This window comes from Cystobacter fuscus, assembly GCF_002305875.1.
In the GTDB taxonomy this organism is placed as follows: Bacteria; Myxococcota; Myxococcia; order Myxococcales; family Myxococcaceae; genus Cystobacter; species Cystobacter fuscus_A.
This window is the reverse complement of sequence record NZ_CP022098.1, coordinates 6,415,215-6,428,419: the sequence shown is the minus strand read 5'-3', so window position 1 is coordinate 6,428,419 and position 13,205 is coordinate 6,415,215. Positions and strand designations below refer to the sequence as shown.

At 69.5% G+C, this 13,205-nt stretch carries 13 protein-coding genes; 9 read left to right on the top strand and 4 right to left on the bottom strand.

Features of this window, described 5'->3' with window-relative positions; translation table 11 throughout:
• Positions 1–21: 21 nt before the first annotated feature.
• The 3 genes from CYFUS_RS26215 to CYFUS_RS26205 are packed head-to-tail and all read left to right on the top strand — an operon-like array spanning position 22 to position 3,445.
• Positions 22–1,374 carry a M16 family metallopeptidase gene (locus CYFUS_RS26215; RefSeq protein ID WP_095987718.1) on the top strand — a complete coding sequence of 451 codons (1,353 nt, stop codon included), beginning with the start codon at positions 22–24 and terminating at the stop codon, positions 1,372–1,374.
• Positions 1,374–2,741 carry a M16 family metallopeptidase gene (locus CYFUS_RS26210; RefSeq protein WP_095987717.1) on the top strand — a complete coding sequence of 456 codons (1,368 nt, stop codon included), beginning with the start codon at positions 1,374–1,376 and terminating at the stop codon, positions 2,739–2,741. Before CYFUS_RS26215 ends, CYFUS_RS26210 begins: the two co-directional genes overlap by 1 nt.
• Positions 2,738–3,445 (top strand): RluA family pseudouridine synthase, encoded by a 708-nt coding sequence (locus tag CYFUS_RS26205; RefSeq protein ID WP_095987716.1) that lies wholly within the window; start codon positions 2,738–2,740, stop codon positions 3,443–3,445. The genes CYFUS_RS26210 and CYFUS_RS26205 overlap by 4 nt, the downstream gene beginning before the upstream one ends.
• Here CYFUS_RS26205 and CYFUS_RS26200 read toward each other — a convergent pair.
• Genes CYFUS_RS26200 through CYFUS_RS26185 form a run of 4 tightly spaced genes read right to left on the bottom strand, consistent with a single transcriptional unit; the run spans position 3,430 to position 7,530 of the window.
• On the bottom strand, positions 3,430–4,797 hold the full coding sequence (locus CYFUS_RS26200; protein WP_095987715.1) for a M50 family metallopeptidase: 1,368 nt from the start codon (positions 4,795–4,797) through the stop codon (positions 3,430–3,432). The two genes, CYFUS_RS26205 and CYFUS_RS26200, sit on opposite strands and share 16 nt — an antisense overlap.
• A gap of 12 nt (positions 4,798–4,809) precedes the next feature.
• Positions 4,810–5,502: a hypothetical protein gene (locus CYFUS_RS26195; RefSeq protein ID WP_095987714.1), complete on the bottom strand. Its 693-nt coding sequence runs from the start codon at positions 5,500–5,502 to the stop codon at positions 4,810–4,812.
• Positions 5,499–6,911, bottom strand: a complete 1,413-nt coding sequence (locus CYFUS_RS26190; RefSeq protein WP_095987713.1) for a hypothetical protein — start codon at positions 6,909–6,911, stop codon at positions 5,499–5,501. Before CYFUS_RS26190 ends, CYFUS_RS26195 begins: the two co-directional genes overlap by 4 nt.
• Positions 6,912–6,951: 40 nt before the next feature.
• Positions 6,952–7,530, bottom strand: a complete 579-nt coding sequence (locus tag CYFUS_RS26185) for a hypothetical protein (RefSeq protein WP_095987712.1) — start codon at positions 7,528–7,530, stop codon at positions 6,952–6,954.
• Between the two features lie 290 nt (positions 7,531–7,820).
• On the opposite strand from CYFUS_RS26185, the gene CYFUS_RS26180 reads away from it, so the two are divergent.
• The 6 genes from CYFUS_RS26180 to CYFUS_RS26155 all read left to right on the top strand — a co-directional run bounded on the left by CYFUS_RS26180 (position 7,821) and on the right by CYFUS_RS26155 (position 13,152).
• The gene (locus CYFUS_RS26180; protein ID WP_395848413.1) at positions 7,821–8,570 is read left to right on the top strand and encodes an MlaE family ABC transporter permease; all 750 of its coding nucleotides are present in this window, start codon (positions 7,821–7,823) and stop codon (positions 8,568–8,570) included.
• 26 nt (positions 8,571–8,596) lie between these two features.
• Positions 8,597–9,337, top strand: a complete 741-nt coding sequence (locus CYFUS_RS26175) for an ABC transporter ATP-binding protein (RefSeq protein WP_095987710.1) — start codon at positions 8,597–8,599, stop codon at positions 9,335–9,337.
• Positions 9,338–9,349: 12 nt separating this feature from the next.
• Entirely contained in the window at positions 9,350–10,873 is a 1,524-nt protein-coding gene (locus tag CYFUS_RS26170; protein ID WP_095987709.1) for an MlaD family protein, read from the top strand.
• A 93-nt stretch (positions 10,874–10,966) separates the two neighbouring features.
• Positions 10,967–11,893, top strand: a complete 927-nt coding sequence (locus CYFUS_RS26165; RefSeq protein ID WP_095987708.1) for a PfkB family carbohydrate kinase — start codon at positions 10,967–10,969, stop codon at positions 11,891–11,893.
• A 164-nt stretch (positions 11,894–12,057) separates the two neighbouring features.
• Positions 12,058–12,408 carry a TIGR02266 family protein gene (locus tag CYFUS_RS26160; protein WP_095992234.1) on the top strand — a complete coding sequence of 117 codons (351 nt, stop codon included), beginning with the start codon at positions 12,058–12,060 and terminating at the stop codon, positions 12,406–12,408.
• A gap of 12 nt (positions 12,409–12,420) precedes the next feature.
• On the top strand, positions 12,421–13,152 hold the full coding sequence (locus CYFUS_RS26155) for a metallophosphoesterase family protein (RefSeq protein WP_095987707.1): 732 nt from the start codon (positions 12,421–12,423) through the stop codon (positions 13,150–13,152).
• Positions 13,153–13,205: the final 53 nt, after the last annotated feature.

Below are 13,205 nucleotides of genomic sequence, written 5' to 3'. Positions count from 1 at the left end.
GTCGTTATACGGTGAGCCTCTATGGCGAAGGCTCCCGCGAAACCCGCCGCGCGTAAGGCGGATCCCGTCCTCCTCTCCCTGTTCGACGTCCAGGAGGCCACGCTGCCCAATGGCCTCCGGGTACGCCTGCTGGCCAACCACCAGACTCCGGTGGTGAGTCTCTACACCTTCTTCCAGGTGGGCAGTCGCAACGAGCGGCCCGGCATCACCGGCATCAGCCACCTGTTCGAGCACATGATGTTCAACGGGGCCAAGAAGTACGGCCCCAAGAAGTTCGATCAGACGCTCGAGTCCAACGGCGGCCGCTCCAATGCCTACACGTCCACGGACATGACCGTGTACTACGAGGACTTCGCCTCGGACGCGCTGGAGACGGTGCTCGACCTGGAGTCGGACCGGATGCGCTCCCTGCGCATCAACGACGTGGCGCTCCAGAGCGAGCGCCAGGTGGTGCTGGAAGAGCGCCGCGTGCGCGTGGACAACGACATCACCGGCATCATGGACGAGGAGCTGGGCACGCTCGTGTGGAAGGCGCACGCCTACCGCTGGCCCGTCATCGGCTGGCAGAAGGACATCGAGAACATCTCCCGCCAGGACTGCGAGCAGTACTTCCGCACCTACTACGCGCCCAACAACGCGGTGCTCTACATCGTCGGGGACATCGATCCGAAGAAGACGCTGGCGCTGGTGCGCAAGTACTACGGGGACATCCCCAAGGGCCCCACGCCCGCGCCCGTGCTCGACGCCGAGCCCGAGCAGAAGGGCGAGCGCCGCGCCGAGGTGCGCCACCCCGCCCAGTCCCCGGCCCTGATGATCGCCTACCGCGGCCCGGCCGCGCGCGACGAGGACACGCTCCTGCTGGACGTCATCCAATACGCGCTGGCCAAGGGCGAGGGCAGCCGGCTCACCAAGAAGCTCGTCTATGACACCCAGCTCGCCGTGTCGGTGGGCGTGGACTGGGGCTGGCGCGTGGACCCGGGCATCATCCTCTTCTTCCTGGAGCTCAAGCCGGACTCGGATCCGCGCAAGGTGGAGGAGGCGCTCTACGCGGAGCTCGAGCGTCTGGTGGCCGAGGGCCTCACGGAGCGCGAGCTGCAGAAGGCGAAGAACAACCTGCGCGCGGACCACCTGCGCGAGCTGGCCACCAACAGCGGCCGGGCCCACGCCATGGGCCACTACGAGGCGCTGCTGGGCTCGTGGCGGGACGGGCTGAGCCTGCCGAGCGTGTACGCGGCCGCGACGAACGAGCAGGTGCGCGCGGTGGCGGCGAAGTACTTCGCGCCCGAGCGCCGCTCGGTGGTGACGGTGCGGCCCACGGCCCCCGTGGACCGGGCCGGGGATGAGGCGGCGGTGGACGCGAAGGAGGTCGCGTGATGGCGGCCCGGAAGAGCACGACCCAGAAGAAGCCAGCCGCCCCGGCGACGAGCGCGCTGATGTTGCCCGCCCTGCACGAGAGCACCACCTCCAGCGGGCTGACGGTGCTGGCGGCCGAGCGGGGACCGCTGCCGCTCGTCGCCATGCGGCTCGTCGTGCGCGCGGGCAGCGCGGTGGACCCCAAGGACAAGCACGGCCTGGCGGACTTCACCGCGCGGCTCATGCGCCGCGGGACGCTCAAGCGCAGCGCGGACGAGATCGACGAGGCCATCGAGTTCGTCGGCGCGAGCTTCTCGGTGGGCAGCAACGAGGACCTGCTGTCGTTCTTCGTCACCACGCCCGCCGAGCACTTCCCGGCGATGATCGGGCTGCTCGGGGAGATCCTCCGCGAGCCGTCCTTCCCCGAGCGCGAGGTGGCGCTGGCGCGCGAGCGCACCCTGGCGGGCTTCGCCAACGATCTGGATGATCCGTCGACGATCGCCGATCGGGCCTTCACCCGGGCGCTGTGGGGCGGGCATCCCTACGGCCATGACATCGGCGGCAGCTCGGCGCACGTGCGCACCTTCACGCGCGAGGATCTCGTGCGCTTCCACGGCGAGCGGCTGGGGCCCAAGGTGGCGCTCCTGTCGGTGGTGGGCGCGGTGGATCCGAAGCTCGTGCTGGACGAGGCGGAGAAGGCCTTCGCGGGCTGGACGGGCGGACCGGAAGTGGCACCGCGGATCGCCGAACTGGGGAAGATGGCCTCGGGCCGCATCCTGCTCGTGGACAAGCCGGATCAGACGCAGACGCAGGTGCGCATCGGGGGCCCGGGCTTCCGCATGGGGCATCCGGACTACTTCCCGTCCACGGCGATGAACAACGTGCTCGGCGGTGGCTTCACCTCGCGGCTGGTGAACGAGGTGCGCGTGGAGCGCGGCCTGACGTACGGCATCAGCAGCTACTTCGACATGCTCAACGTGGGCGGCGTGTTCGCCATCTCCACCTTCACCCAGACGGAGCGCACGCGGGAGATGATCGACGTGACGCTCGCCGAGGTGGCCAAGGTGCGCGAGGGCGGCATCGGCGCGGCGGAGCTGAAGAAGGCGCAGCGCTACCTGGCGGGGCTCTACCCCATGCGCACCGAGACGAACGAGTCGGTGGCGTCCATCATCGGCGACATCCGGGTGCACGCGCTCGGGGACGACTGGGTGGAGAAGTTCCGCGAGCGCCTGCACGCGGTGAAGCCCCGGCAGACGCTGGAGGTGGCGGCGAAGTACCTCTTCCCCAACCCCCCGCTCATCGTGCTCTTGGGCAAGGCGTCCGCGGTGAAGAAGCAGCTCAAGGGGCTGGGGTCGGTGAAGGTGGTGCCGGCCTCGGACTACGAGTGAGCGGCGCGCGCGTCCCCGTCCTCTTCGAGGGCGGGGGAGTGCTCGCGGTGGACAAGCCCGCGGGGATGCTCGTCATCCCCGGGCGCTCCGAGGACAGCGCCCCCTCGCTGCGCGAGGTGCTGGAGGTTGAGCTCGAGCGCAAGGTGTTCGTGGTGCACCGGTTGGATCGGGACACCTCGGGCGTGGTGGTGTTCGCCCTGACGCCCGAGGTCCACCGCACGCTGTCCATGGCCTTCGAGGCGGGAGCGGTGCACAAGCACTACCTGGCGTTGGTGGAGGGCCGGCTGGAGGCGCCCGTCGTGGTGGACGCGGCGCTCGCGCCCGCGCGCAAGGGCCGCATGCGGGTGGCCCGGCCGGGCGAGGAGGGCAAGCCCTCGACGACGCGGATTCAACCCGTGGAGGTGTTCTCCTCGGCCTCGCTCGTGGAGGCCGAGCCGCTCACGGGGCGCACGCACCAGATTCGCGTGCACCTGTTGTCCCTGGGACACCCGCTGCTCGTGGATCACCAGTACGGGCGGGACACGCCGTGGACGGCGCGCGAGCTGGGCGGGGAGGGGGAGGACGTGGTGCTGGCCCGCACGCCCCTGCACGCGGCCCGGTTGGAGTGGCCCGCGCTGCCGGGCGTGGGCGCGCGCCGCCTGGAGTCCCCGCTCCCCGGGGACATGGCGCGCACCGTGGAGCTCGCCCGTCAGGGCTTGCGCTGACCGAGCCGCGCGGCGATCTCCGGCGCGGAGCGCACGGGGGCGAGCGCGGGCTCCAGGCCGACGGCCTCGAGGTCGTCATACCCCGCGTCCAGCGCGCGCTTGAGCCACTCGGCGGCGCGCTCCAGTTGAGCGCTGCGCGCGTGGTTGAGGGCGGCCTGGTAGGCCTCCTCGGCGCGGCCGGTGCTCTCGAAGGTGGCCGCGAAGAGCGCCGCCGCCGCGTCGAAGTCTCCCCGGGCCACCGCGATGTCCGCGAGCAGCGCGTCGCGCCGGGCCAGGGACTTCCAGGCGAAGTCGCGCGCGGTGCGCTCGGCCTCTTCCAGCCGCCGTGCCTTCACGAGCAGACGCACCGCCAGCGCCACGACCGTCTCGGAGGGCTCGCGCTCGAGCGCGGCGAGCGCGGGCGCGAGGGCGCGATCCGGCAGGCCCGCGGCCTCGTAGGCCATGGCCCAGCTGAAGGGCCGCGTGTCCTGGGGCGGCTGCACCTTCTCCAGATGGGACAGGGCGGCGCGGGGGTTGCCCTCGGCGAGCGCCACCCAGGCGAGCAGATCCCTCGCCGCGTTGGTCTCCGCGCCCGGCCGGGCCGACGAGAGCGCCAGGTGGGCCAGCCGCGCCGCCTCGGTCTCCTGGCCCGAGCGCAGCGCCTGCCAGCCGCGCGCGAGCGCTTCCGGCTCGGGCTCCGCGGTCTGCACGGGGGGCAGCGGCTTGACGTCGCGGGTCACCGACAGGGCCTGCCAGCAGTCGTACGCCATGCGGCCGAACATGAAGGCGGAGAAGAACGCGCGCAGGAAGAGGAACAGGGCCGTCACCGCGCCCGCGAAAATCACCCCCACCCACAGGGTGAGTCGCTGCCGGGTGGGGCCCAGCACGCCGCGCAGAATCTGTCCGCCGTCCAGGGGGAGCACGGGCAGCAGGTTGATGATGCCCCAGCCGAAGTTCACCCACATGAGCTGGCGGAAGATGGTGTGGGCCAGCGGCGTCTGCGGGGGCACGAAGTGGTTGACGGCGATCATCAATCCGCCGAACAGGAAGCCCGCGGACGGTCCGGCGGCGGTGACGGCCACGTCGCGCCAGCGGCTGAGCATCCGGTCCGGGTACGTCAGTCCGCCGAAGGCATAGAGCCGGATGCCCGCCACGTCGCAGCCCAGGCTCATCGCCATGAGCGCGTGTCCCAGTTCATGCAGCAGGATGGAGACGAAACAGACGGCCACCCACGACAGCACGCGGCGCCAGTCGTCCATCTGGCCGTACAGGCCGAACATGGCGGTGATGAGCCAGAAGCTCGGCTCGACGACGACCGGGATGCGGCCGAGGTTGAAGTGCCAGGAGAAGGGAGAAGAAGAGTCCGTGCTCATGTGCCTCGTGAATCAGCTCTCGGAGGGAGCCACGGGGAAGGCGTTGGAAAACGCTTGCTCCCCAAGGGCGTCCTCGATCTTGGCGACGAAGTCGTCGCCGGACTGGTCGATGATGACCTCTTGCTGGATCTTGCCCGCCCCGAAGGGACCCAGCTGCACCTCGAAGGCGCTCTTGCCCCCGCTGTAGACCGCCAACACGGCGGTGCCCTCGTAGGGGGGCGCGCCCTCCACCTGTCCACGCACGTTGACGGTGATGGTGACGAGGAAGGGCCGGCCCTGGACCTGGGGCTCGATGCGCGTGAAATCGTACGTCGCTCGCGCCACCGGCAGCTCCGGCTGCACCGCCGTCACCACGTAGGGCGTGGCGAAGGTGGCCTCGCGCCCATCGCCCAGGTTCACGCCGACGGTGTATTGGCCCACCGCCAGCGGCTCCACGGTGCCCTCGAACAGGCCATGGCCCAGGTAGGTGAGGGGGAGGGTGCGCGAGCCCATCACCAGTTGGGGCTGTCCCACCATCCGGGCCGCGGGCTCGCCGTAGTCCACCAGGAAGGCCGGATCCGTGTCGAGCCGCACCCGGACACTCGTCGACTCGTTGGTCTTCTGGGTGAGGGGCGTCACGTCGAGGATCTGGAAGGGCTTCAGGGTGGAAGAGGGCTCGCACGCGCTCAGCACCGTGGCGAGCACCGGGATCAACCGCTTGCTCATAACCGGTACCTCAGGCCCACGCAGGCGGAAAGACCGCCGAGCTGGGCATCGACGAACGAGGCGCTCGCGGCGGCACGGCCCGCGCGGACCTCGAGAAGGGTGCTCACCGCGCCCAGACGCCAGACGGCCTGTGCCGCGACAAAGCCCATGAAGGTGCGCCCTTGCTGGACGAGCGGGGTGTCGAAGAAGGAGCCCGTCGCGCGGTGATTGTAGTACGTCGGCCCGGCGCCCACGCGGCCGTGCAGGGAAAAGCGTCCAAGCTCGAACGCCAGCCCCCTCACCGAGAACAACAGGGGGTAGGCCACCACCCGGGAGTCCACCGTGCCCAGGCCCTCCACGAGGGGGTGGGAGGTGGAGCGCCGCAGGCCCGCCTCGGTCTCCAGGGTGAAGCGACCGTGGAGGAGAGGAAGCTGGAAGCCCACGCCCAGCGAGGCCAGCGGCCCCCGGTTGTCCCCCCCGGCGAAAAAGCCCCCGGCCAACACCTGCACGGAAAAGGGGTGGGAAGGAGGCGGGGGACGGGGAGGAGCCACCACCACGGGCCCGAGGACGAGCCCGGGCATCACCTCGGCCAGGGGCACCACCAGGGCGGGGGGGGCGGGCGCGGGGGTGAAGCGTGCCACGGCCGCCACCACATGGGTCGTGAGACGCGCCGAGCCGGTGCCATCCGCCCGCTGGGCGTCCACCACGACCGCGTTCGCGCCGGGCTCCGGCTTCACGCGGAAGACACTGGGCAGCTCCTCCTGGGTACTGGCGCCCTGGACCCGCAGGCGCAGTTGCGAGCCCGGCACGGGCTGCTCCCCCATGAGGACGAGCCAGCCGCCCCCACCCGCGGGGAGGGACTCGGGGCTCATCACCGCGAGCAGGGGCTGCTCGGGGGGCACGTCGAGGGGGATGGTGCGCAGCGAGGGCCGCTGGCGCGTGGAGGTGACGCGCACACTGGCCTTGCTCACCCCCGGGGGCACCTGCACCGTCACCTTGGCCTTGCCCCGGCGGTCGGCGCGGGCGGGGCCGAAGCTGCGGCCAGCCACCTCCACCACCACCTGGGCGCCCGCGGCCGTGTCCACGGTGAGCTCGTTGCGGCCCAGCAGCGGAATGGGGACGCGGGTGATCTCCGGCGGGCCGTCGGGCGAGTCCGTCCAGAAGGCGAGCACCGCCAGCAGCGGGTAGCGGATGTCCGGTGGTGTCCAGATGAACAGGGACTCGCCGGGCTTGGAGGAGCGCTGGGGCGTGAGCCGACCCGTGGAGGCCGCGGCCCGGAGGGGCGGGGCGTCCGGTGGGGTCGCCACCCGCACCACCACCACCGGATCCCGGCCGAGCAACACCTCGGGGGGCAACAGCGTCACCGGCAAGGGCTCCGCCCCCGCCAGGCCCGGCAGGGCGAGCAGCAGCAGGGTCAGGAGCATGCGCATAGGCAAGGGCCCTTACCGTCCAGCCTCCCCGGCGTCCGTGTCAACCCTCGGCGGTGTCACCCGGGGCTTCGGCGGGCTCTTCCACGGGAGCCGTCATGGGCTTGTCCGCTGGGCCTGTCATCTTCGCGTTGGGCGGGCTGAAAGTGGGCTTCTCCGCGCTGGCGCCCCCCGTGGCGTGCACGAGCGTCTTGGTCTCGGACTTGAAGGTGATGTCCACCTTGTTGCCCCGCACCGCCGTCACCAGGCCGAGGCCGAAGGTGGGGTGCTGGATGACCTGATCCACCTTGTAGGTGTCCTTGGGGGTGTAGCGCGGGGCATTGGCGATGTCCTTGCCCGCCAGCTGCTCCTCGAAGGAGATGATGACCTTCTCCTCGTCCGACGCGCGGCTGGCGCGCGGGGCGCGGGGGGTGCTGGAGCCGCCGCCGCTCGAGCGCGACGAGGTGCTCGGCCGGTCCGTGGTGCCGGGCGCGGACCGGAAGGCGTGGTCGCCGTTGCAGGTGTTGCAGCGCACGCGAGCGATCTTCGTGCCCACCATCGCCAGGATGGTGTGTGCGAGCGTGAGCCTGCAGCGGGTGCAGAACGCGTCGACCTCGCCGCCGACCTTGAGTTGGGTCGCCATGGGTGTGTGCTTCTCGCTTCTCTATGTGGAGGGGGGATGAAAAGGGGGGCGCAACATAACGGCAACACCGCTCGGGAGAAACCCCCTTTGTCGGCCGAGGGGGGATGGTGCCTGGATGCCTGGGGTCCGGCAAGCCGGGGCACACATGGGGAGTGACGGGGGGGGGCGGAGCCTTTGCTTGTGCCTGGAGCCGGGGCACGTAGAGTAGGCCCCCGGTGGCGTCCGAGAGCACAGAGCAGAAGGTGGAGCAATCCCCGCGCACCTCGTGGATCGTCCGGGCCATCGAGAGCCTGGGGCGGGTGTTCGTCGAGGGAGTGGAGGAGCTTGGCCGGCTGGCGACGCTCGGAGCGGACGTGGCGCGCTGGAGTGTGCGCCCGCCGTTTCGCGCGGCCAACTTCTTCTTCCAGCTGGACTTCGTGGGCGTGGGCAGCGTCTTCATCGTGCTGCTCACCGGCCTGTTCACCGGCATGGTGTTCGCCAACCAGTCCGCGCGCGCCTTCGCCATGTTCGACGCCCAGAGCCTCGTGGGCCCCACGGTGGGTCTGGTGCTCACACGCGAGCTGGCCCCCGTGTTCTCCGCGTTGATGATGACCATGCGCGCCGGCTCCGCCATGTGCACGGAGCTGGGCACCATGCGCGTCACCGAGCAGGTGGATGCCCTGGAGACCATGGCCGTCAACCCCGTGCAGTACCTGCTGGTGCCCCGGGTGCTCGCCGGCCTGCTCATGGTGCCCGCGCTCACGCTGCTCTTCGACACCTCGGGCATCTTCGGCGCCTACATCGTCGCGGTGTCGGTGCAGAACGTGTCCCCCGGCACCTTCATCGCCCGCACGCAGCAGTGGTTGGATCCCATCGACGTCTACGAGGGCCTCATCAAGGGCGCCGTCTTCGGCCTGTCCGTGGCGCTCATCTGCTGCTTCAAGGGGTACAACGCCACCGGCGGTGCCAAGGGCGTGGGCCAGGCCACCACCGCCGCCATGGTCAACAGCGCCCTCTCCATCTTCATCCTCGACTTCATCGTCGGGGTGCTCCTGCACTGATGGGCGACCCGACTCCCGCGCGGCCGATGATCGACATCCGCGGCCTGCACAAGTCCTTCGGCCCGAACAAGGTCCTCACGGGCATCGATCTGGCCGTGCCCGAGGGCAGCACCTGCGTCATCCTCGGCGGCTCGGGCTCGGGCAAGACGGTGCTCATGAAGCACATGATCGGCCTGCTCAAGCCGGACTCGGGCCAGGTCCTCATCGACGGCGAGGACATCGTCCCCTTTGGCGCCGAGGGCCTCGAGCGCGTGCGCCACAAGTTCGGCATGGTGTTCCAGGCCGCGGCGCTCTTCGACTCGATGACCGTCTACGAGAACGTGGCCTTCCCCCTGCGCGAGCACCGCCGCCTGCCCGCCAACGAGGAGTACGCGCTCGTGCGCTCCAAGCTGGAGATCATGGGCCTGCCGCGCTCGGTGGAGTCGAAATTTCCCGCCGACCTGTCCGGCGGCATGCGCAAGCGCGTGGGCCTGGCACGCGCCATCGTGATGAATCCGAAGATCGTCCTCTACGACGAGCCCACCACGGGGTTGGATCCCATCACCACCGACTACGTGGACGAGATGATCCTCGCGGCCCAGCGCGAGCTGGGTATCACCAGCGTCGTCATCAGCCACGATGTCGCCTCGGCCTTCAACATCGCCAACCAGATCGCCTTCCTCAGCAAGGGCGTCATCCTGGAGCAGGGCTCCCCGGAGCAGTTGCGCGCCTCCGAGCAGCCCGCGGTGAAGATCTTCCTCCAGACGTGGTTTGGTAAGAACGACTAGGAGTCACTCCCGGTGAAGCGCTTCGTCACACCCTTCCGCGTCGGTCTGCTGGTGCTCATCGCCGGAGGATGCCTCATGGCCTTCATCCTCTTCACCCGCAAGGGCGGCATGGGCAGGGACGAGGCCATGGAGGCCCACGCCTACTTCCGCGATGCCTCGGGTCTGGGCACCAAGAGCCGCATCCAGATCGCCGGCATCCCCGTGGGCGAGGTGACGGGCGTCACCCTGGAGGGCACCCGCGCCAAGGTGACCGTGCGCGTGCGCCGCGACGTGGTGCTCCACCAGGACGCCGCCCTCATCAAACGCTCCGAGTCGCTGCTCGGCGACTACCTGCTGGACTTGAACCCCGGCACCGAGATGACCCCGCCGCTCAAGGACGGCGAGGAGATCCGCAAGGTGGTGGACGTGCAGGGCATGGAGGCCGCCTTCGCCTCGCTCAGTCAGATCACCGAGGACATCCAGCAGGTGACGGGCGCGCTGCGCGACGTGCTCGGCGGCGAGAAGGGCACGGGCTCGCTCGGGCGCATCGTGGACAACATGGTGCGCCTGTCGGACTCGGTGGACATGACGGTGCGCTCCAGCTCCGAGCGCCTGGACGCCATCCTTCGCAACTTCGAGGGCGTGAGCAAGGACGTGCGCGGCATGACGCACTCCAACGAGGAGAGCGTCGGCCACATCGTGAAGAACATCGAGGTCATCACCCAGGACACCCGCGAGGTGCTCGTCACGGTGCGCCAGATCATCGGCAGCGGGGAAGGGGACCTCAAGGACAGCGTGTCCAGCCTCAAGAAGACGATGGAGCGGTTGGATCGCTCGCTCGCCAACATCGAGGAGGTCACCACCAAGGTGAAGAACGGCGAGGGCGCCGTGGGCACGCTGCTGAGCGACGAGCGCCTGGGCCAGAAGCTCGCCGAGACCGTGGAGGACGTGTCCAGCCTCGCCTCCACCCTCACCGGCCTGCAGACCGAGGTGGGGCTCCAGGCCACGTGGCTCACCGGACAGGAGACGTCGAAGAACAGCCTGTCGGTGCGCCTGGCCCCCCGGCCGGACAAGTACTACCTGCTGGAGGTGGTGGACGATCCGCGCGGCATCACCGAGACGGTCTACACCCAGACCAACCCGCCCTCCTCGGGCGAGCCCGTGCTGCAGCAGCAGAAGATCACCCGCCAGGGCTTCACCTTCAGCGCGCAGTTCGCCAAGCGCTACTACTTCACCACGCTGCGCTTCGGCATCATCGAGTCCACGGGCGGCGTGGGCGCCGACTTCCACTTCTTCAAGGACCACCTGATGCTCAGGCTGGACGCCTTCAACTTCTCGGTGGACGAGCTGCGCTACCCGCGCATCCGCACCTCGCTCCGGGCCCAGGCCTTCGATCGCATCTTCGTCACCGTGGGCATGGACGACCTGCTCAACGCACCCCAGCGCGACATCAACACCCGGCGCATGCTCGCCGGCCGGGATTTCTTCTTCGGCGGTGGCCTCTACTTCACCGACGATGACCTCAAGGCGCTGCTGCCCGTCCTTCCCACCCCTTGACCTGACCGGCCCAAAAGTCGTACCTCGCCTCGGCACGGGCCCCTGGGAGCCCCCCGTGCCGTTGTCCGCCGGCCCGCTCCCCCTGGATGGCCCATGTCTCTTCTCGTCGTTGGCTCGGTCGCGCTGGATTCGGTGGAAACCCCCTTCGGGCTCAAGGAGGACGTCCTCGGTGGCTCGGCCAGCTACTTCTCCACCGCCGCCTCGTTCTTCACCCCCGTGCAGATGGTGGCCGTGGTGGGTGAGGACTTCCCCCAGGCCCACCTCGACTTCCTGCGCGCGCGCGGCGTGGACATCGATGGCGTGTCCCACGAGAAGGGCCGCACCTTCCGCTGGAAGGGCCGCTACGGCTGGCAGCTCAACGAGGCCGAGACGCTCGACACCCAGCTCAACGTCTTCCAGAGCTTCTCGCCCCAGTTGTCCGAGCGCCACCGCGACGCCCAGTACGTCATGCTCGGCAACATCCACCCCGAGCTCCAGGCGCGCGTGGTGGACCAGGTCAGGTCTCCCCGGCTCGTGGCCGCCGACACCATGAACTTCTGGATCAACGGCAGCCGGCCCGCGCTCCTCAAGACGCTCGAGCGCGTCAACCTGCTCTTCGTCAACGACGCCGAGGCGCGCCAGCTCTCCGGCGAGCACAACATCATCCGCGCCGCCCGCGCCATCCTCGCCATGGGCCCCCAGCGCGTGGTCATCAAGCGCGGCGAGTACGGCGCCATGCTCGTGGAGAAGGATCACCTCTTCGTCTGCCCCGCCATGCCCCTGGCCGACGTGTTCGATCCCACCGGTGCCGGAGACACCTTCGCCGGCGGCTTCATGGGCACGCTCGCCACCGCCGCCGGCTCCCTGGACATCCCCATGCTGCGCCGCGCCATGGTCATGGGCAGCGTCATGGCCTCCTTCACCGTGGAGAAGTTCAGCCTCGAGCGCCTGCGCGAAATCTCCCGCTCCGACCTCCACCAGCGCTTCTCCGAGTTCAAGCGCCTCACCCACTTCGACGACCTGCCCGTCATCGACGCCTGACCCGCCCCCCTCCAGCCAGCCCGCCAGACCCTCCCGGAATCGCCTCTTGACGGATTTTTACAATCCACCTAGAGTGGATTCCCGTTAATCCGGACTCCCTCGAAACCATGGGGAGGGCCGTGACATGGTGGGTCCGAGAGAACCGGGCTCTGGAGGGCAGCGGGGTGCCGATCGATAACCGGAAGACCACGCGGTTCACCTCGCGCCTGCGCTGCTGGTGCGAGTCGGAGGACATCACCCTCTATGCTCGGGTGGCCAACTTGAGCGAGGGGGGGATGTTCCTACAGACGAGCACACCCCTGGACGCGGGCCGTCGGGCGCGGGTGCGGCTGGGGGGCGGGGTGGTGCACGAGGTGACGGCCGAGGCCACGGTGATGTGGAATCGGTCCCGGCGTCAGGACAAGGGCCCGGCTGGGATGGGCCTGCGTTTCGAGGGGTTGGATTCTGGCGCCCAGGACTTGTTGAGGCGCATCATTTCCAACGAGCAACGGGGGCCCCCGTTCGGCCTTTCGTAGAGACTCCACCACATGCGAATCGCGATCATCTCCGACATCCATTCCAACATCGAGGCTCTCACGCAGGTCCTGCGCGTCACGGAAGAGCAGAAGGTGGACCGGATCGTGTCGCTGGGCGACATCGTGGGATACGGCGCCTCGCCCAACGCGTGCTGCGACCTGGTGCGCTCGGTGACGGAGGTGACGCTGCTGGGCAACCACGACGCGGCGGTGGCCGGGCGCATGGACTACTCGTACTACTACGACGCCGCCCGGCACGCGCTCGACTGGAGCGCGAGCGTGCTGTCCGACGAGAACATGGAGTGGCTCAAGACGCTGCCCTACACGTACCGGATTGGGGACGTGGGCTTCTGTCACGGCTCGCCGGTGGAGCCGCGGGCGTACGAGTACATCTTCGCGTTGGAGCAGGCGCGCGAGCTCGCGCCGTACGTGGAGCACCTGCCCGAGGTGACGTTCATCGGGCACAGCCACCTGTGCAAGGCGTTCGCCATCGGCAATGGCGAGGTGCATGACGTGGTGGCGCAGAAGTTCGGCATCCGCCGGGGCTACAAGTACATCATCTCGGTGGGCAGCGTGGGGCAGCCGCGCGACTACGACAACCGGGCGTGCTTCGTCATCTGCGACACGGGCGCGCGCACGGTGGAGTACATCCGGGTGGAGTACGACATCGAGTCGGCGGCGCAGAAGATCTTCGACGCCTCGCTCGCGCTCAACTTCGGCAAGCGCCTGTTCCTCGGGGTGTAGCGGCCGGGAGGGCCTGGCCCTGGGGGAGGGGAGTCCGTGGCGCGTGAGAGTGC